Annotated in this window: 19 protein-coding genes and 1 pseudogene; 1 reads left to right on the top strand and 19 read right to left on the bottom strand. The window is 45.1% G+C overall.

Annotated elements, in window-relative coordinates; genetic code table 11:
- Positions 1–14 precede the first annotated feature (14 nt).
- Positions 15–533, top strand: a complete 519-nt coding sequence (locus tag E8Q33_RS02920) for a sigma-70 family RNA polymerase sigma factor (protein ID WP_136552679.1) — start codon at positions 15–17, stop codon at positions 531–533.
- Positions 534–541: 8 nt separating this feature from the next.
- On the opposite strand, the gene E8Q33_RS02915 is transcribed toward E8Q33_RS02920, so the two are convergent.
- From E8Q33_RS02915 to E8Q33_RS02835, 19 genes and pseudogenes are all read right to left on the bottom strand, one after another.
- Positions 542–1,411 (bottom strand): energy transducer TonB, encoded by an 870-nt coding sequence (locus tag E8Q33_RS02915; protein WP_247869892.1) that lies wholly within the window; start codon positions 1,409–1,411, stop codon positions 542–544.
- A gap of 1 nt (position 1,412) precedes the next feature.
- A complete protein-coding gene (locus E8Q33_RS02910) occupies positions 1,413–1,844 on the bottom strand; it encodes a biopolymer transporter ExbD (protein ID WP_136552677.1) in 432 nt (143 codons plus the stop codon).
- Positions 1,841–2,800, bottom strand: a complete 960-nt coding sequence (gene exbB, locus E8Q33_RS02905) for a tonB-system energizer ExbB (protein ID WP_247869891.1) — start codon at positions 2,798–2,800, stop codon at positions 1,841–1,843. The genes E8Q33_RS02910 and exbB overlap by 4 nt, the downstream gene beginning before the upstream one ends.
- Before the next feature lie 3 nt (positions 2,801–2,803).
- Positions 2,804–3,190 (bottom strand): YbaN family protein, encoded by a 387-nt coding sequence (locus E8Q33_RS02900; protein ID WP_136552675.1) that lies wholly within the window; start codon positions 3,188–3,190, stop codon positions 2,804–2,806.
- On the bottom strand, positions 3,190–3,813 hold the full coding sequence (locus tag E8Q33_RS02895; protein ID WP_136552673.1) for a biliverdin-producing heme oxygenase: 624 nt from the start codon (positions 3,811–3,813) through the stop codon (positions 3,190–3,192). Before E8Q33_RS02895 ends, E8Q33_RS02900 begins: the two co-directional genes overlap by 1 nt.
- An 85-nt stretch (positions 3,814–3,898) precedes the next feature.
- Positions 3,899–4,285, bottom strand: a complete 387-nt coding sequence (locus E8Q33_RS15890) for a tetratricopeptide repeat protein (protein ID WP_247869890.1) — start codon at positions 4,283–4,285, stop codon at positions 3,899–3,901.
- A complete protein-coding gene (locus E8Q33_RS02890; RefSeq protein ID WP_247869888.1) occupies positions 4,279–5,217 on the bottom strand; it encodes a tetratricopeptide repeat protein in 939 nt (312 codons plus the stop codon). Before E8Q33_RS02890 ends, E8Q33_RS15890 begins: the two co-directional genes overlap by 7 nt.
- Positions 5,218–5,245: 28 nt before the next feature.
- Complete coding sequence (locus tag E8Q33_RS02885) at positions 5,246–6,754, bottom strand: porin family protein (RefSeq protein WP_247869887.1); 1,509 nt, start codon at positions 6,752–6,754, stop codon at positions 5,246–5,248.
- A 78-nt stretch (positions 6,755–6,832) separates the two neighbouring features.
- Positions 6,833–7,573 (bottom strand): Slam-dependent surface lipoprotein, encoded by a 741-nt coding sequence (locus E8Q33_RS02880; RefSeq protein WP_069296545.1) that lies wholly within the window; start codon positions 7,571–7,573, stop codon positions 6,833–6,835.
- Between the two features lie 86 nt (positions 7,574–7,659).
- Entirely contained in the window at positions 7,660–10,701 is a 3,042-nt protein-coding gene (locus tag E8Q33_RS02875) for a TonB-dependent receptor (protein ID WP_136552671.1), read from the bottom strand.
- 150 nt (positions 10,702–10,851) lie between these two features.
- A complete protein-coding gene (locus E8Q33_RS02870) occupies positions 10,852–11,808 on the bottom strand; it encodes a FecR domain-containing protein (protein ID WP_136552669.1) in 957 nt (318 codons plus the stop codon).
- A gap of 88 nt (positions 11,809–11,896) precedes the next feature.
- Entirely contained in the window at positions 11,897–12,055 is a 159-nt protein-coding gene (locus E8Q33_RS15420) for a hypothetical protein (protein ID WP_168800125.1), read from the bottom strand.
- Positions 12,033–14,126: an elongation factor G gene (gene fusA, locus E8Q33_RS02865; protein ID WP_069296547.1), complete on the bottom strand. Its 2,094-nt coding sequence runs from the start codon at positions 14,124–14,126 to the stop codon at positions 12,033–12,035. Before fusA ends, E8Q33_RS15420 begins: the two co-directional genes overlap by 23 nt.
- Positions 14,127–14,317: 191 nt before the next feature.
- Positions 14,318–14,623 (bottom strand): DUF2818 family protein, encoded by a 306-nt coding sequence (locus tag E8Q33_RS02860; RefSeq protein ID WP_136552668.1) that lies wholly within the window; start codon positions 14,621–14,623, stop codon positions 14,318–14,320.
- A 9-nt stretch (positions 14,624–14,632) separates the two neighbouring features.
- A complete protein-coding gene (gene nuoN / locus E8Q33_RS02855; RefSeq protein WP_136552666.1) occupies positions 14,633–16,066 on the bottom strand; it encodes an NADH-quinone oxidoreductase subunit NuoN in 1,434 nt (477 codons plus the stop codon).
- A 12-nt stretch (positions 16,067–16,078) separates the two neighbouring features.
- Positions 16,079–17,598: pseudogene (locus tag E8Q33_RS02850) on the bottom strand (NADH-quinone oxidoreductase subunit M).
- Positions 17,599–17,613: 15 nt separating this feature from the next.
- Positions 17,614–19,551, bottom strand: a complete 1,938-nt coding sequence (nuoL, locus tag E8Q33_RS02845) for an NADH-quinone oxidoreductase subunit L (protein WP_136552665.1) — start codon at positions 19,549–19,551, stop codon at positions 17,614–17,616.
- Positions 19,552–19,555: 4 nt separating this feature from the next.
- A complete protein-coding gene (gene nuoK, locus E8Q33_RS02840) occupies positions 19,556–19,861 on the bottom strand; it encodes an NADH-quinone oxidoreductase subunit NuoK (protein ID WP_069296551.1) in 306 nt (101 codons plus the stop codon).
- Positions 19,858–20,463 (bottom strand): NADH-quinone oxidoreductase subunit J, encoded by a 606-nt coding sequence (locus tag E8Q33_RS02835; RefSeq protein ID WP_136552663.1) that lies wholly within the window; start codon positions 20,461–20,463, stop codon positions 19,858–19,860. Before E8Q33_RS02835 ends, nuoK begins: the two co-directional genes overlap by 4 nt.
- Positions 20,464–20,470: the final 7 nt, after the last annotated feature.

The raw sequence follows: 20,470 nt of genomic DNA, 5'->3' as shown, positions 1-20,470 counted from the left end.
TGGAGTTAAAACGCATGGCAGTTATCGGCTCATCGCTTACGGAACAAGTAGAGCAACTTTATAAGGAACACCGCAGCTGGCTATCGATTTTTATTCAGCGTCGTACAGGTTGTCCTCAGGTTACAGCTGATCTTATTCATGATACTTACTTGAAAATTTTAACCAGTGGCCGGCTTCCCAAAAAACAGGACTCAAAACGATTCCTCACGCATATCGCTAAAGGACTGTTGATTGACAATTATCGTCGCAAACAAATTGAGGAAGCTTATCAGGATTATTTACTGCAACTTCCACAAGACCATGCTCCTTCTGCAGAAACACATGTACAGATGATAGAAGCGCTCACTGAAATTGATGCTCTGCTGCAACGTTTACCCGACAATGTTCGTGAAGCGCTATTGCTCAGACAACTGGATAATCTCAGTTATAAAGAGATTGCTAAACGTATGAATGTCTCGGTTTCCTCCGTAGAAAAGTACATTGCAAAAGGCCTGCAGGCCTGTATAGAAGCCGCTATCGAAGATCGTATTTAACTTGTCATTTAAAGTGAGTAATTAATCGGTACCGTCAATGTCAGTTGCAATTCCTCAACCTCATCCGGTAAGGCTGGCAGAGGTTCTGCCCGTCGAATAAGCTCCTGAGCGGCGCGATCCAGTACATCTGTACCGCTGCTTTGCACTAACCAAACATCCATAACCTTTCCATCTCTACTCATGGTAAAAGCAATCCTCGGACTTCCTTCTCGGCCTTTCCGCCGCGCCTGACTGGGATACTGTTTGTATTGCGCCAGATGCGCGTGTAAGCGATGTTGCCAATTGTTTCTCGCCTGAACAATCTGTTCGTTTAGTTTCCCGCTGCGTTGAGCAACTGCGGTTTCAGATTTAGTCTCAACATCAACTGCCTGAGGTGCTGTCGTTTCCGGAGCAGAATGTTCGCTAACGCTATCAAAAACCACCACTGGCTCTGATTCGGATTTAAGTTCTGGCTCTGGCTCTGGCTCTGGCTCTGGCTCTGGCTCTGGCTCTGGCTCTGGCTCTGGCTCTGGCTCTGGCTCTGGCAAGGATTCTATTGTGGGTTCGCTTTGCAGATCTGCTTCTGTATCCACTTTATACGCATCGATATCTGTTCTTTCCAGCAGAGAAGAATCGGTTTTAATAGGCTCTTCTGGCTGAAGCCGGACTGCCTCAGACTGTTCGATATCATCTGGCAATTCAACCATAACGGGTTCATCAGGAGCGGCCACTAAAGGCGATACCATGGCAATTTCAATCGGAACCGCATCGGGAATAACCGGTGGTCTTGACGACGGAAACCAGAGAAATGCCCCCAGTACAATGCCATGCACCAGCAGGCTAAACAATATTCCGGTGCCGAAAAGTATCCGCCATGTAAAGCGATTAAGGATCGACACTTCAGGATCCGCTGGTTTTCTCAAGCCCAACCAAGGCAATTTTCAGATAACCGGCTGTTCCCAAAGCAGTGATAACCTGCATTAATTCTTCATAGCTCAAGCGTTTGTCTGCCCGTAGAAAAATGCGCGTTTCACGATCTGGAACAAGTTTCAAGAATTGCTGTTCCAGTGTCTCCAATGTAAGCCTGTCTTCGTCATTCACTGTCAGCGTCATATCAGCTTCTACTGAAAGATAAACCGGTTTCTGCTCTACCGAAGGTGGCTGAACAGAGGTGGTTGGCAGATCAATAGGAATACTGGCAGTTGCCAATGGCGCCGCCACCATAAATATGATCAGTAACACCAGCATTACATCAATAAATGGCGTGACATTTATGTCGTGATTTTCCGGTAGATCCTGCTCACCCGTATGGTCTGAAAATCCACCTATCACGCGCTCACCGCTGCTGCTTTTTTGATTTGTGGAAAATCAAGTGTCGTAACAGGAGAAGCAAGACTTTGCCGATCCAGATCACGACTCACCAGAATTAATAAACTGGTTGAAACATCGCCCAGTAGGGAACGATAAGCGGTAATCTTACGAGAGAAATGATTGTAGATAACTACAGCAGGAATCGCAGCGATCAGGCCCATGGCCGTTGCCAGAAGAGCTTCGGCAATCCCAGGCGCAACCACCGCCAGATTAGTTGTCTGTGAACGTGCAATGCCAATAAAGGCATTCATAATGCCCCAAACGGTCCCAAATAAACCGACAAAAGGTGCAACCGCACCCACTGTTGCCAAGATGCCCATTCCAGTCCCCATGGAACTGGCTTCAGCAATTTGAATGCGCTCCAATCTGGCAGCAATCCGTTGTTTAATGCCCTCATCTACCCAGGCGTTTTCCTGTCTGGACAAAGTAAGTTCTTGTTCGGTGACATCAATCAATGTTTGTCCGGCACTTACTGCCGGTTTTAATTCGTGAACTTCGGCAAATCGGTGTAATGCCATAACTTGGCTCAGCAGTGTTTTCACCTGCTTTCTGGCACTTGCTAGCTGCAGCCATTTTGCCAACCATATCGCCCATGTCAGCATGGATGCGGCCAGCAACACTAACATCACTGACTTAACCACCCAGTCAGCTGCATGATACATTCCCAAAGGGGAGAGATCGTGAGCCACATCTCCCATCTCTGTTTTTTCAAGAAGCTCTTCTTGTTCGAGATCTAGTGCAGCATTATTTTCCACGTTAAGTTGCACGTTTTGACTGGCTGAACCATCAACCTGTTCAGTATCAATAACTTCGGTGTTATCAGTGGTTACAGCTGGAGCCAACGTATCCTCCGCCATAACCGAAACAACCATGGTTAGCCCCAAAAACAACGGAATTATCTGTTTCAGTAATGTCATTAATTATTTCTCGTTTTCACAGCTTAACAATGGCATTTCAGGTCGACGGGCCAACCAAATCATCACTAATGCCATCGTGACTGGCACTGAGCATTTCACCCATAATGGTGCATTAGAGAAAATCAACAGCATAGTGCTCAGTAGCATGCTTAGGCCAGCGATCCACTTGGCTCGCCGAGGAATAGCTCGGTGGGTTTGCCATTGCTTAATCAGCAGCCCAAATCGCGGATGGGCTAATAACCAATCATGCAATTTAGGCCAGCCATTGGCCGAAGCCCATACCGCTAACAGCACAAACTCTGTGGTAGGAATACCGGGCAGAATGACCCCAATAAAAGCCAATGCGACAAAAAATAATGCCAGAAAACGCCACAGTGCTATTTTTAACATTAGCCAGCCACTTCTTTTTTGCCAATGACCATAATTTCATCAACTGTTTCAGTCACAAAATAAAAAGCCTGTTTGGCTGCATCCAGAGCTTGTTTTCTTTGCAAATCATTAAGCGTCAAACTATCCAGTATTGCTTTGAATTCACGCCAATGGGTGGCTCTGCCATCACTATGCGCGGCCATATGTCTGGCACCATAGGTCTCAGACAGACCCAATGAATTTTTAACGTGTTTAAGCAGCATGGCGGCGCCCAGTGTCGAACCTTCAATGGTGTACAACCAGCCTAGACCAGCATAGGGATCAGTAATTTTAAAAAGCTGACCTAGCTGCTGATCATGTTGTTGCAGTTCAATTGGAATAGCTAAATCAGCACAGTCCTGCAATACGGCATTTAATCTACTGCGTTGCTCGATTTCAGGGATAAGGTTATTGATCTGTTGATTGTGATAAACCTGCTCACCAGCTGAGTGCAAACGAAGCTGCATCCGTAAAAATCCTTGATAATGAGCGTTATCGGCAAAAGGGTTAAGCTGCATAACACATCGATCCAATTGATCATGTATCGCATGAGTGCCTTCTTTCAGATACACCGAAAGTACTCCTGAATCTGCTAATTGTGTCATTTTTATATCCATTAAATGATAGGGGTTATCTCTTATACCGAACGAGATGATGATTTCCGTAAAAATAAATACGTAAGATTCGCATTTATTTATTTTTCAATTCTCTGGCACGCTTGGAATATGCTGTGGCTTTACCCGGTTTTCCCCATGATTGATACAATGCGGCGAGATTATCCAGAGCAATCAACAGACTGTCCTTATCGGCATATGTGCTGCTATCCAGCAGCTTCAATGCTTGTAAAAATAATGGTTCAGCTTTCGCATATTGCCGTTGGTTGTAATAGATCGTTGCGCTGTAGGTGGCGATTTTTGATGCTTCAAGGGGACGCTGATTGAATCGATTATGCAGTAGCAAGCTTTGCTCGAATAAAGCCAAAGCCGCTTTATTGTCTTGCTGCTGTAGCTTGAGACTTGCCCGATTTCCCAGAATCAAAGCCTGCTCAATGGAATCACTTTTATTCAGCTCTACCAACAGGGCGAGCGCTGTTGGTAAAACCTGTCAGCCTGCTCATAGTTTTCATCAAGTTGCTGACGCAATGCCAGTTCGTTGAGGTGCATCACACTGGCCAGGCTCGGCGTGGTTTGTTGCTGGCGTATCAGTAATGCCTGCTCACGTATTGGTGTAGATTTGGCTTGCTGGTGGCTATCTTCATAAGCTGTTGCCAGTAACTCCAACACCAGCAACTGACGCTCATTCTCCGGCGATGACTGTTGCTGCAATAACTGTCTGACCTGCTCAAGTAATTCAATTGCTTGTTTATTCTGCTGCTGTGCTATTTGAATCTGTGCCAGTAACACACGCAAATCCACAGAGTCTTCGATAGATTCTGGCTGGTGATTAAACTGACTGTGTTCCGGAAAGCCAGCTAACGCTTTTTTAATCACACTTTCTGCCTCGGTAAATTGTTTTTCCTCTGTCAGAATATGAGCCTGTGCTAATACTGCCTGCCACAACTTATTATCACCGGTACTGTTTAAGGCAAGATAGTCGTTGATAGCCTGTTGATAAGAGTGTCTGGCCCGCTCGGAGTTACTGGCCTGTTCTAATAATTGCCCCTGATTGAATAACAACTGACTCAGTTGTTCATGGGGTTCTCCAAATGCCTGTCGGCTCAGTTCCACAGCCTGATTTATCGCTTGCAGCGCCTGATCGACCTGCCCTTGGGCTGAGTAAATATAGGCCAGCATATTTAAACTGCTAGCTTTATAGGCAGCACCGTTGTCTGCCTTTTCAGCAACGCGGATGGCTTGTTGAATTGTGTGTTCCGCCAACAGATAGTTTCCATCCTGATAGGCTTGTGTCGCTTGTGATTGAAACTGCTGCCAATCGGCCGTTTCAGCACGGGATTGCAGGCTAAAAGCTAATAAGCCTAGGATCAGTAAAAAAGCATGAAAAGAGCGCATAACATTCTCGATTTCGGGATTAAATTGATCAGAAACGTTTTTCCAGTTTCAGGCTGACACTGTTGCTGTCATAGGAATATAGCCAGTCCACATTGCTCTGCACTTTTCGGTGTTTAAAAGTTAGATTAGGCTCCAATCCATAAACAGCGAGGGTCGGAAAACGCAGAATAACGGTATAGTTTTGTTCGAAATCCTTACGCTGCTCATCCAATAACGCATTAAATGCATCATGTTCTCGTTCCCGTAATGACACGAAAAGCACTGCATTAATATGCTCATTAAAGTTCTTGGCAACACCCGCCCTGACACCAATTTGCTCATACGCATTTTGTTCAACTTCGGCTGTTTTACGGGTCCAATCCAGACCGCCAAATAATGTCCAGTTATTTGGCAAGCCATACCATGCTGTGGCATAGCTAGACCAGATACCACCGTCGTACTGGTCGGCAAGAATGTCTTTTCGGTATTGCTGATCCTTATAGTCTGCTTCCAGCTTGAACATCACTTTGTCGGTCAGATAATGCAGCCATTCGCCATGCAAACCCGCAGCTCCGTATAGCGAATCATTACCGTAACGAACAAACTCAAATGATGGTGCTAAAGAATACTGATTACGCATATCGTGGTAGCTATAGCCGAACTGGGTGCTCAACTGGCTTTCGTTATAAATCGAATGATCTTTATAACTTTGCCCAAACCATAACGAACGGAAAAACAGACCATGATGACCAGACAGTGCAAAACGTTTGTTTAACGTCAGCTCATAATCCACTCCATGCGATTTAACAGCTTCCGGGGTGGCACGTTCAAACAGGCAAACCGAGCCGTAGAAAAACAGACAGCTGTAACTTTCCGATGTCTGGTTTAGATTATCCGACCAGGTTGGGCCTAATGCGATAGAACCTTGCCATGCCTGACGTTTATCAACCGCTTGCAGAAAGCTGTCGACGGTAGTGAGTACACCCTGCTGGCGAGCATCTGCCGGATTAAGCGACTGAGCAATCTGCTGAAACATGGCTTCCGATTCGGCATCTTTGCGATTTTCAAACAGCACACGTGCCAGTTCCAGCTGACCGAGCATAAAATCCGGTTTAATATCAAGCAGTGTTTTAAATTCTGCTTCGGCCTGTTGCATATTGCCCTGCAGTCTGGCGAGAGAGCCCTGAGCATAGGCAATCAACATTGGATCTGCATTGGCAAAGGTCAGATATTCATCCAGAAAATAAATCACTGCGGGCCATTGTTTCTGTTGAATCGACATGTATAACGCTCGCCCAACATCATTCACATCATGTTTGATCGTGTAAGACTTACCATCAATCGTTAAGGTCGGACGCTCTCCTTTGAGGTAATCCTCATCCTTGAGGATTTGGCGTTCTTGCTCATTTGATTGCAGATCAATACTTTGATTCAGCCGCAGAGAAGTATCCTTATCATCCGCCCAGCCGTTCTGAGTGGCTAATAGACTGATAAAAAGTACTGCAATGATCGTCAATCTCCGTGAAGAAACAAACGTTAAACGTAATTCAGGCAACATAATTCGGCTTCGGTAATAAAAGAAAAAGCCAGATGCCCGAAGGCATCTGGCCATATTTCATCCATGAAACAGCAATGATTACTGAGCACCACCAAATGCGGTGTCCAGGTCACGGTTGCTGGTGAACTTGGCAATCCCTGCTAACGCAGCAGCATTGGCACCGAAGAAGTGACCTTCAGCGGTTCCACCCACACTACCATTTGCTAATGCACCACCAGAAAAGCTAGCATTCGAACTGTTAATAGCTGCATTAATAGCAATAGTAAGCCCCGTTCTACTCATAGAACCAGACAAGTTTCCTGTACCGAAATTTGCATTCAACGTGCCTGTCAGCAGGTTGCTACCGTTATAGTTATTAATACCATTTATGTTATATGACGCTATGCCTGTTGTTGGCATCGTGGTATTTTGCGATTCACCTGCATAGTAAACGACTCTGGTAGGATCGTTGGTTGTACCATTTTGTGACCATTCACCAAAATAGACTTCATTGCCCGAAATTTTGGCAAAGTCAAAATAACCAAGAGCTGCATGAGATGGTGGCATCATTGCTGGTGTAATAGTATTGATACCGTTACTGTCATCAGCGACCATACTATCCAAACCGCTAAAACTCACCATAGCACCAGAATGAAAGTCAGTGACGCCCACACCCGGAGCACCTTCTGTACCTGGATGGTCGATGCTTGTATCAGTAGTTCCACCGACGGTAATATCACCGAGATAACTCTGACCAGACACTGTTGTTGGATCAGCTTGAGTAACACTGGCCAGACCTAACATTAACGCTAAAATAGACAGTTTATTTGTGATTTTCATGGCATATTCCTTATTCATTAAAAAATAAAATTAGTTCTCGCTTTGTTTGTTAAACGTAGTTTTTTCTATATATCACCTCCCTTTGTTCAAAATTTAGCCGTCAGACTGAGTTTCACAGTCCTACCGGGTGCTGGAATAGCCGATCGGCTCATCGGATCGAGGTAATATTCGTTAGTTAAATTTGTACCTGTCAGTTCAATATTCAGATCGTCGTTTAACTGATAGCTGGCATACGCATCGAATAACAGAATTGTGTCCCAGGACAATGGTGTATTGGCGAAATAGGTAATTTCAGTGGGATCACGATAATTACTATCGAATTTGTCTTCGTGTCTGTAGTAGTAGGTCACTCGACTGCCCACCTCCAGTTTACGTTTTAGGAAACGTCCCCCTAACGTCCAACTGGCGGTGTATTCAGGCATGGCCATACTGACGAGATACCCCCCCACAAAGCCATCATCAACACAATCACTGGTAGATAGGTAATCCAACATCACAGCGGAGTGCTCATCACATACCTCATTTCTAAAGTTATAAGCCACACTGAGGTTGGTAAAAAACCGTCCTGTGTCATATCGCCCCTGGAATTCGATGCCCTCAATCGTTTGTTTTTCCAGATTGCTGAAGTTCATATTAGGATCACGTTCAATGACATTTTCGGTGCGATTGTAGAAATAGCTGAGTTTTAGATCGGCATATTCAGCATTGACCCATCTGGTCAGGTTTTGCACGTAACCCAACTCATAGCTATAGATATGCTCAGGTTTTAGTTGAAAATCCGGACTGGGTAATGACGCTGAAAAACTGATGGTGTTTTCAAATAGACTTGGGAAACGATATGCCTGACTATGACGAGCGTAAACACGGCTATCGTTGGGTAAATCAAGCGCTGCAGAGAGAACGGGAGCCCAACCATCTCCTTTAAGATGTTTAACTTTTTGTATGGTCTGCACATCACCCGTTTGTCGTATGCCATTATGACAGGCAGTTATCTCTACTTCTGCATTCAGGCACGGATGATTGTTTCGGCTATATTTTCCCTTACTGTTTTTTTCCCAAACAGCACTTTCAGTCATTGAGGTAGTGGTACCTATTTTGTCCAATTCCGTTTGAATCAGTGCATCAACATCCGCACCAAACATTTCATAAAAGGCGCGATTGGCTTCAAAATTATCTATAGCGGGCTGAACATCATCCTGAGTAAGAGTGTAGTCATATTCATAATGAATCGTTTGTCCAGTAATTGGGGTATATCTAGTGAAACTGTTATCACCTGCATCCAGTCTACTTTTACGAAAATCATCAAATGTCCAGAATGACGAGTAGCGCATCCCCGCATCAATGTTGATAACGCTGGTAGGTTTCCAGGCAAAGTTAAAATTAAAGTCTTTTTCCTGCCGTCGACCTTCTTTGGGAACCATGCGGAAAAGACGTTGTAAATCCGGATCGTCATAGTTATCGTCACTACGCAATTGTTCATGCTGATAGCGTCCACCCAGTGTCAGGTCGAGGTTATTCGAAAGTGAAAAAGTATTACTTAATGTCAGACCATTGCGTTTTTCAATTGCGTTTCGCAATGCGGTATTGATGAGCCGATGGTCACCAGAGGCTTCTCTTTCATAAGGTTCATTAGGGTAGCCACCCGCGGTATAAGTGTTACTTACTGTGTCGGTTCTCCAGACACTGGCATAGAAGTCGAGCAATTGGTTATTTTCAGGATTGAGTTGATATTCGACGTTATAAGCTTTGCTATCGACCGTGCTTAACGGCCACTGTGGCACGCCGTCATCAACTGCTTTGCTCCAAAGAATACGGGAAGGAAAAATTTCGCCGTAGGTAGTATCTGTTTCACGATATCCAAAAGTTAGATTGTGATTATCACTGAACTTAAATGTTGCCTTAGCTAGCCAGGATTCCATTTCACTGGAGGTGTTCGGTAGTTCATCACCGGGCTTATAGACATTGGCTAAATCAGGGACCAGACTTTCTTGGATATTTTCCGATCCACGTGAGTAAAAACCATCCTCATGTTTACCGGAAAAATGATTGCCTTTTTTACGGTAAGCGTACGCCCCCATTAGATCGAAAAAATCCTGACGAGTCCCTATCGCAAGTCGATAAGCGTAGTCATCCCAATAACTTTGGCCACCACTATGTGGCTCAACTAATAATGTCGGATCGTAGATATCACCAGAAGCTGTAAATCCCGGTATGTCGGTATAAGCAGTTCCAGTTGATAAGCGAGGAACGTCTGTAGTAACGGCATTATTACTTCCCTCAACTTTAAGTTCACCACCAAACTCTTCGCCGGGTTTGAGAACGTCATCAACTGTCAATGTGGAGGCTACAACCGCCCCGCCTATTCCACTATGGACATTTCGTTCCAGGTTGGGACCTTTTAAAACCTGAACACTACCAATCAGATTTGGATCAATATAACTACGATTATTTGCGCCGTTATAACCGCGCCATATCGTGATGGCTTGTTCGGTTCCGTCAATGCTGACTGGCACACGGCCTGGTCCTTGTATGCCACGAATGTTGGGGTCAAGCCCTCCACTGTTACGGGCATCCGAGCTGTATACATTGAGCATGCCACTCAGCATGTCTGCTGGAGAGGAGCCTTTAAATCGTTCAAGCTCCTGTTTTCCTGCATAAGTGCTTGAAATATTTTTGTCGAATACATCGTTATAACCCTGCTCATCACGGGTAAAGGCAAAGCTTTTACCCAGCACATCAATTGCATCAAGTTGCACAGATCCAGCGAGATTATTTTCCGGATAAATCACATCGGGTGAACCAATACGGTAAGCCCCATCGGCTTGCTGGATAGCAGTTAATCCTGTGCCTTGAAGCAATGTGCGTAAACCATCCAAGGCACTGTATTGGCCGTTCAAACCACGACTAGTTTGTCCTTGTAACAAGGAGCCATCCAGATAGAGTTCTAGTCCGGCTTCCAAGCCAAAATGATTTAACACCTGATCCAGATTGCCTGCTGGAATGTTGAACTGCTGAACCTCGGACAGAACCGTTTCAGCAACAATAGGCAATGCATAAAATGGCGCTATTCCTGCCAAGGACAGGCTAATTACGATGGGTTTTAGTCGTGAAAACGGTCGCGACGACATACGGGTTCCTTACATTTCTCATCAAGTTGTAATCTGTATACCGAATGAGAACTTTAAACCCGTAAATAAAATCTAAATGATTTGTATTTGCATATGAAATAATATGGAATGAGGTTGGTAACGTACTTTAAATCTGTTTAAAAAGAGCAATTAAACAGGAAGCATGGTGACCCAATAGGAAGTGAATGAATGTAATCTGACTGGAAGAATTTCTGTTAATTGCTTAAGTATCCGGTCCGTGTCCAGCAAGGAAAACACACCCGTAACCGTCAATGAAGCCAATTCAGGACTGACCCGTAGCATTCCCGAACGGTAACGTGACAACTCATCAATAAACTCATTCAACGGCATATTGGCTACAGCCAATTTGTGGTTAGTCCAAGCCATATTGGACGTATCAGCAACAAAGTCCTGTATAAAACTAAATCGAGTAAAATCGGCTCCAAGGCCCGATTCAATAATGCTTGTACTGTTAGATTGTGCTGGTTCTATTTGGACCCTTCCTTGATATACAGCCAATCGGGTTTGTTTATCCATTGTTCTTACGGAAAAACTCGTACCTAATGGTCGCAGCACCCCCTCTCGGGATACCACAGTCAAGGGCGCAGTATGTGAAGCGGTTTCAATATAAACCTCCCCTTCATGCAACAGGATTTCACGTTTTTTCTGATCAAAATTAATATCAACTCGGGTTGCGGTATTGAGGAACAGTCGTGTTCCATCTGCCAAAGTTAAATCTTGTATTTCACCAGTATGAGTAGCGTAATCTGTCGAATTGATAGCCGTTGAACTAAAATAACCGGTGCCGACTACCCCCAGCCCAATACCGAGCCCACCATAAGATAAGAACTGGCGACGTGAAACTGATTTATGCTGTCTTAATACTCTGCTGCCAATTTCAGGATCAGGTACCAGACGGAATCGTTGCTGTAACTGTTGCACCTGCTGCCAGGCCTGCTCATTTTCTGCGGCTGACTCACGCCAGACCTGACAGGCCAAATGATCTTTTTCTGTTGCATCATCAGCCCATAATCGAGCCATCCAAACACAGGCCTGTTTAATGGATTGTTTCGACGTTGGTTGCACGTCCAAGGTTTTATCAAACATTATTTATTTCTCGGTCTAGCTAAATACCTTGTGGCATTTTCGCTAAACTCGCCAACAAAAACAAATAATAATCATTTAGATTTGGTGGTCAGCTCACAGCTTCTGCTGAAAGACTCATCAATAAAACAGTTAAATCTGTTGTCTCATAAGCATCAGATAATAAATCACAACCACAAAAAAGGGCGATAAACGCCCCTTTCTCAATCAAGCTTTTAGCAAGCTGCTTATTTCTTCGCAGCAGCTTCACGCTCTTTAACTTGTTTAATAACTTCATCTGACACGTTACGTGGGCAAGGCAGATAGTGCAAGAACTCCATAGAGAACTGACCACGGCCTGAAGTCATCGTACGCAATGAACCGATGTAACCGAACATTTCGCTCAGTGGTACTTCAGCTTTAATACGTACGCCAGTTGCACCGGCATCTTGCGATTTGATCATGCCACGACGACGGTTCAAGTCACCGATAACATCACCAACGTTATCATCTGGGCAGAACACGTCTACTTTCATGATAGGTTCTAGCAATTGTGGACCCGCTTTTGGAATCGTTTGACGGAAAGCACCCATCGCAGCGATTTCAAAGGCCATTGCTGATGAATCCACGGCATGGAATGCACCATCAAACAAGTTAACTTTGACGTCAAGTAACGGGAAGCCAGCCAATACACCACGGCCCATCATTTTCTTGAAGCCGGCATCAACTGCAGGCCAGTATTCACGAGGAACACTACCACCGGTAACAGATGATTCAAACTGGTAACCACTGCCTGGCTCACCTGGTTCAATAATGTAGTCGATACGTCCAAACTGACCAGAACCACCTGATTGTTTCTTGTGGGTGTAACTGTCTTCGATTTTTTTCGTGATTGTTTCACGGTAGGCTACTTGTGGCTCACCAACAATAACGTCGACGTTATGGGTACGTTTCAAGATATCAACTTTGATATCCAAATGTAATTCGCCCATACCTTTCATGATGGTTTCACCGCTGTCTTCATCGGTTTCAACACGGAAAGATGGATCTTCTTTAATCATTTTACCCAGTGCGATACCCATTTTTTCAGCCGCTGCTTTATCTTTAGGCGCAATGGCGATTGAGATAACGGGATCTGGGAATACCATCGGTTCCAAGGTAGCTGGGTTTTTCGGATCACATAATGTGTGACCGGTTTGTACATCTTTCATACCGACGATAGCAATAATGTCACCCGCTTGAGCGTAATCTAATTCGTTACGGTCATTAGCATGCATTTCCACCATACGGCCAACACGTTCTGTTTTACCTGTGAACGTATTGAGGATAGTGTCGCCTTTTTTCAATTCGCCAGAGTAGATACGAACGAAAGTTAGCGCGCCAAAACGGTCATCCATGATTTTGAATGCTAAGGCACGTAATGGGCCTTTGATATCAACAATCGCGTGTTTACCAGTTTCGTTACCTTCCAAGTCAACTTCTGGTTGTGGGTCAACTTCAGTTGGATCAGGCAGGTAATCAACAACCGCATCCAGCACTAACTGCATACCTTTGTTTTTGAATGAGCTACCGCAGTAAGTCGGGAAGAAATCCAATTGCAATGTACCTTTACGGATACATCTTTTCAGATCTTCAATAGAAGGCTCTTCACCATCAAGATATTTGCCCATCAGATCATCGTCTTGCTCTACAGCAGTTTCGATCAGTTTTTCACGCCATTCTTCAATAGCATCAGCCATATCAGCTGGTGGCTCTTCGATGGTGTAATCTTCAGCGCTCTTGTCATCTTTCCAGATCCACGCTTTGCGGGTCAGCAAGTCGACAACACCGGTAAATTCATCTTCGATACCGATTGGCAGAACCATTACCAGCGGTGTTGCCGCCAGAACGTCTTCAACCTGTTTTACAACACGGAAGAAGTCAGCACCAATACGGTCTAATTTGTTGACATAGATCAGACGTGAAACTTCAGAGTCATTCGCATAACGCCAGTTGGTTTCTGATTGTGGTTCAACACCACCGCTACCACAGAAAACACCGATACCGCCGTCAAGTACTTTCAGTGAACGGTAAACTTCGATAGTGAAGTCAACGTGGCCTGGAGTATCGATAACGTTCAGACGGTGACCTTTCCATTCACAGGTAGTCGCCGCTGACTGGATAGTAATTCCGCGCTCAGCTTCCTGATCCATGAAGTCCATTGTGGATTCACCATCATGTACTTCACCAGACTTATGGATTTTGCCGGTCAGTTTAAGGATACGTTCTGTTGTGGTGGTTTTGCCCGCGTCAACGTGAGCGAAAATACCAATATTTCTGTACTTGGATAAATCGGAAGCCATAAATCCTGTCTCTATTGTGTGAATAACCGATGCTGTTTACATCATCAGGGAGTTAAACCCGCAAATTCTAAACTACTATCCATTGCGTTGCATCTTGAATTAACGTAAATAGCTGTCAGCGCGCTTGATAACAGACTTTTGAAATTTTGGATTGTGTTGCTATGTACTTAACGAGCGCATATTTGCGATTTTTAGCGGAGCTTTTTCTGTAATGGCAACCATTGGTGCCGATACACCACTCCAGGAGTGGCAAACACCAGAAACAAACTCAAAATGGTGACAAAAAACTCCCACTGTTGCGGGTAAATATTACCGGAGAATTGCTGCTCAAACCCAATCGCCACTAATAAAGCGACAAAATAATACACCGTGACTTCCATTACTCTAAGCCAGGCATTTTTGCCATTTTTTAACGGGATAAAGACAAACAAACGTGAATTTACCCACGGCAGATTTGCCAAAACAAACATACTCAACAACATTAACCAAATCGACATCTTTAAAACCTAACTAAATATTCTGGCGCAAAGCGCAAATAAAGCCCCGGGAAACAAGCCGAGGAATAACACTGCCAACACATTACCACTCAATAAATATTGCATTGAAGTTGGCGCTTCAATACGAGGCTGTACGGTTGGCGTATCAAAAAACATGACTTTGACGACGCGTAAATAATAATAAGCGCCAATAACCGACATGACTACGGCGACTATCGCAACGGCAAGTAAGTTAACATCGACGACCGCTTTAATCACGCTTAATTTGGCATAAAAACCCGCCAGCGGTGGAATACCCGCCATGGAAAACATCAGTAATAGCATCATTAGCGCATGCCAGGGATGACGTTGCCCCAAACCTTTAAAGTCCTCGATTTCTTCAGCTTCAAAGCCTTCACGACTCAGTAACAGAATCATGCCGAAACTGCCTAAGGTCATCAGTGCGTAGACTAAGGTATAAAACAACGCGGCGGCAAATCCTGCCTGACTTCCCGCTAAAACGCCTAATAACAAAAAACCGACGTGTGAAATAGTCGAATAAGCCAACATACGTTTTAGATTAGTCTGGGCTATAGCTAATAAATTACCGACCACAATCGACAACACCGCCAACATAATCAGCATATCGCGCCAAACGCTAAGCATATCGCCCATGCCTTCGGTTAATATTCGAATCAACAAGGCAAAGGCCGCTATTTTGGGGGCGCTGGCCACAAATAAGGTAATCGCAGTCGGCGCGCCCTGATACACATCCGGTAACCACATATGGAACGGCACCGCACCAAACTTAAAGCCGATACCAATCACTAGAAATACGATGCCCAGGCTCAGCACTGTCTGATTAAGATCTTCATTGGCTATAGCCGTCGCAATCGCTTCAATCCCTAACTCGCCAGTCACGCCGTAAATAATCGACATACCGTAGAGCAACATGCCCGAGGCCAATGCCCCGAGAATGAAATATTTCATCCCGGCTTCTGTTGCGGTAAACGAATCTCGATGCATTGCCACCAGGGCATATAAACAAAGTGACATCAGTTCCAGACCTAAATACAAAGTCAGAAAATTATGTGCTGATACCATCACCAACATGCCCAGAGTGGAAAATAAGGCCAACACATAAAACTCGCCCTGCAATAATTTGCGCACCTGCAGATAACGATAGGAGTAACTCAGCACCAGCATATTCACCAGACAGATCGCCAGTTTGAGCACATCACTCAACGGATCTTTGATATAGGTCTCAGAGAAGGTCAGACCGCTCTCACCCATCATCCAGAAAACCGTCAGAAAGGTAATCAACAAGCTTAATTGGCTTAACGCATGCACCAGATTAATTTGGCGATTACCGGTAAAAGCCACCACCAATAGCACGATGCAGCACATTGCCAGCAACAACATCTCTGGCAAGGCAAACAGCATATTCGGAACCTCAAACGCCATCTGGTGTTTCCTTTAAAGCTTTGACTGAGTGATTTGCAGCAGCAGATTATCTACCGAAGCGTGCATCACATTAAGTAACGGGTCGGGCCAGAGACCAATCAACAGCACAATGACCGCCAGACTCGCCAACAGCAGCATTTCACGCGAATCAATATCTTTTAACTTCGCGACTTCAGCATTGGCAACTTCACCAAAAAACACTCGTTTAACCATCCACAAGGTATAAGCTGCGCCCAGAATTAATGTTGTAGCAGCCAAAAAGGCATACCAGAAGTTGGCTTGAAACGCCGCCAGAATCACCATAAATTCGCCAACAAAACCGGACGTGCCGGGCAATCCGGCATTGGCCATTGCAAAGAATACGGCCAATGCAGCAAATTTGGGCATGCTGTTGGCAACTCCACCATAAGCACTGATTTCACGGGTATGCATCCGGTCATATAACACACCGACACTGAGGAACATCGCCGCAGCGATAAAGCCATGCGAAATCATCTGCACCATCGCGCCTTCAATGGCCAACACTTGCCCATTACCAATGCCGATAGTGATTGCCTCATTGGCGGTAATCCGAAATACGATAAACAAACCCAAGGTCACAAAGCCCATATGGCAATACTCGAATAGGCAATCAGTTTTTTCAGATCCGATTGGGCCAGCGCAACAAAACCGATATAAACAATGGCGATCAACGATAAGCCAATCACCAGCCAGTCCAGCGTCATACTGGCATCCGGGGTAATCGGCAAAGCAAACCGCAATAATCCATAGCCACCGATTTTCAGCGTGATCGCCGCCAGAATCACCGAGCCACCTGTAGGTGCTTCAACGTGTGCATCAGGCAACCAGGTATGTACCGGCCACATTGGAATCTTTACCGCAAAAGCAATTAAGAAGGCGAGGAAAATCCATATCTGTTGAGTCAGGGTCAAGCTGACATCGTGGAAGTCCAGAATCGAAAAGCTGCCCGCCTGGAATTGCAAATACAGTAATGCAATGAGTAAAAATACCGAGCCAAAAAAGGTATAGAGGAAAAACTTGATAGTGGCATAGACCCGGTTCGGCCCACCCCAGATACCAATCACCAGAAACAGCGGTATCAGCATTGCTTCGAAAAACAGATAAAACAAAATAGCATCGAGTGCTGCAAACACGCCCAGCATCAAGCCTTCCATAATCAAAAAAGCAGCCATGTATTGAGCTGCCCTATCCTGGATGACCTGCCAGCCAGCAATCACTACCAATACGGTAGATATCGTGGTCAGGATCATCAGCGGCATCGAAAAACCATCAACGCCGAGGTAATACTCGATATTAAATGTGGCAATCCATGACAATCGTTCAACAAACTGCATTTGATGAGTGGTCGAATCAAACCCGATATACAGCAAAAAAGACAGCAACATGGTGGCTACACTGATAACCAGTGCCAATTGGCGGGCCAACTGCTGATTCTGTTTGCATAACAGCAGCAAACCGCCACCAATAATCGGCAGCAAAATCAATATACTGAGCAGCGGAAAGTCCATCATTTAATCTGCTTGTTCCTAAACCACAAACCAGGTGAGCAACAGCCACACCCCGATAATCATTACAAAGGCGTAATGGTACAAATAACCGCTCTGCATTTTGCGCCCTACTCTCGATATTAAGCCCACTGTTCTCGCTGCACCGTTAACCACTAAACCATCAATTAGTACACGATCACCAACGCGGGAAAATAGCCAGCCTAATCCGCGTGATCCACCGGCAAACACTTTGTCGTTAAATGCATCAAAGCCATATTTATTTTCCAGAATTTGCCATAACCACATCATTCTTAGCTGAATTTTGGCAGGAAAATCCGGACGTTTGAGATACAGATACCAGGCGGTGATCAAACCGGCCATCGCCAGCCAGAACGGCGCTGTCAACAAACCATGAGTGATAAACCCAATCAAGCCATGATAATTTGCTGCGCTCAGCACATCATGCTGAGGCATAACGGATATCGCATCGCTAAAGAAGTTTCCATACACCAGAGTGCCAATCAAATACCCGGCTAATACCGACGGAATCGCCAGTAATATCAACGGCCAAGTAACCACAGCGGGTGATTCATGCGGCGGATGACCATGTGCATCAAACCGTTCTTTGCCATGGAACACCAGAAACAACAAACGAAAGCTATATAGGCTGGTGACAAAAACGCCGATCATCACTGCCCATAAGGCAAAGCTACTACCGGGGATGGTAGATTCATGCACCGACATGATAATGGCGTCTTTGGAGAAAAAGCCCGCCAACCCTGGAAATCCAATTAATGCCAATGTCCCAATCAAACTGGTCCAGTAAGTAATCGGCAGATATTTTTTCAGCCCACCCATTTTCCGAATATCCTGCTGATGATGCAGGGCCAGAATGACTGAGCCGGCTGCCAGAAACAGTAACGCTTTAAAAAAGGCATGGGTGAATAAATGGAATATTGCCGCAGAATAAGCTGACACCCCAAGCGCTACTGTCATATAACCAAGCTGTGATAGGGTCGAATAAGCAATAACTCGTTTGATATCGTTCTGAATTAAGCCCAAAAAGCCCATAAACAAAGCGGTAATCGCACCTATCACCAGAATAAATGACAGTGCAGTTTCAGAATATTCATATAAAGGTGACATCCTCGCCACCATAAAAATACCGGCCGTGACCATGGTTGCGGCATGAATCAAGGCTGATATCGGGGTCGGGCCTTCCATTGAATCCGGTAACCAGACATGCAGAGGAACCTGCGCTGATTTACCCATTGCGCCGATAAATAACAGAATGCCAATCACCGTCATTAGCGACCAGGCATGATTGCCAAACAAGGTAATCGTCTGACCGGCCATAACTGGTGCCTGATTAAATACTTCCAGATAATCCAGACTGCCGGAATACATTAGTACGGCAGCAATACCCAGCAGAAAACCGAAGTCACCCACACGATTGACCAGAAATGCCTTGAGATTGGCGTAAATCGCCGTGGGCTTTTTGTACCAGAAACCAATCAGCAGATAGGAAACCACGCCAACCGCTTCCCAGCCAAAAAACAGCTGCATAAAGTTATTGGCCATGACCAGCATCAGCATCGAGAAGGTAAACAGCGAGATATAACTAAAAAAACGGCTGTAGCCGTCATCGTCATGCATATAACCGATGGTGTAGATATGCACCATCAGCGACACAAATGTCACTACGGTCATCATCACTGCAGTCAGAGAATCGACCATAAAGCCGACCTCAATGCTCAGGCTGCCAACCTGCATCCATTGATATACCGCCTGATTGTAAGTAGCGCCATCAACTACTACTAATTTCAATACCCAGAGTGACAGGAAAAAGGCGACACTCACCCCGGCAGTTGCCGCTCGATGAGACCAGTTACGGCCAATTTTCCACCCAAAAAAACCGGCAATAATGCTGCCCAGTAATGGCGCTAAAACGATGGTCAGTAACAAGGATTGCGTCATGCCATCAACCTTTCAACCGGTTGAGGTCATCAACATTGATGGTGCTGAGATTACGGAATAACACCACCAGAATTGCCAGACCAATCGCCGCCTCTGCTGCAGCAACCGTCAGAATAAAAAACACAAACACCTGGCCCGCGGCATCACCGGCATAATGCGAAAAAGCGATAAAGTTAAGGTTCACCGCTAACAACATTAATTCAATGCACATCAGCAAAATAATGATGTTTTTACGATTGAGAAAAATACCCGCAACTGACAGGCTAAACAGAATAGCTGCAACAATCAGATAGTCAGATAAGGCAATCATGATGATTTCCCGTCTTGGCGTTTTTCGGAGGCCATTTTGACCAGACGTACGCGATCTTTGCTACGTACTTTGACCTGCTGCGCAGGATCTTGAGTTTTGCGTTTATGTGGTCGTAAAGTCAGCATAATCGCTGCCACAATCGCTACCGTTAAGATTACCGAAGCAATCTCAAACGGATACACATACACCGTATACAACAAACGGCCGAGCACTTTCGTATTACTTTCTGTTGAAGCTTCTGGAGCTGGAAACTGTTCCAAGCCAAAGTTTGCCGCGCCTAAAACCGCAATTAATTCCAGCACAATCAATACCGCTACAAATAAACCTAATGGCAGATAACGGCTGAATCCCTCTTTGAGTGTGCTGGTATCAATATCCAGCATCATCACCACAAACATAAACAACACCAGTACCGCACCGACATAAACCAATACCAGCGTTATTGCTAAAAACTCGGCCTCCAGCATCAACCAGATTGCCGCACTGGTAAAAAAGGCCAATACCAGAAACAATGCCGCACGCACCGGATTTCGTACCGTGATCACCATAGTGGCAGCAAATAATAAAATGGCGGCAAAACAATAAAACAGTATTTTTTCCATAAATTTC

This window comes from Methylophaga sp. SB9B, from assembly GCF_004832235.1.
Taxonomy (GTDB): Bacteria; Pseudomonadota; Gammaproteobacteria; order Nitrosococcales; family Methylophagaceae; genus Methylophaga; species Methylophaga muralis.
The sequence above is the reverse complement of the archived record's forward strand: the minus strand, read 5'-3'. Positions and strand labels throughout refer to the sequence as shown.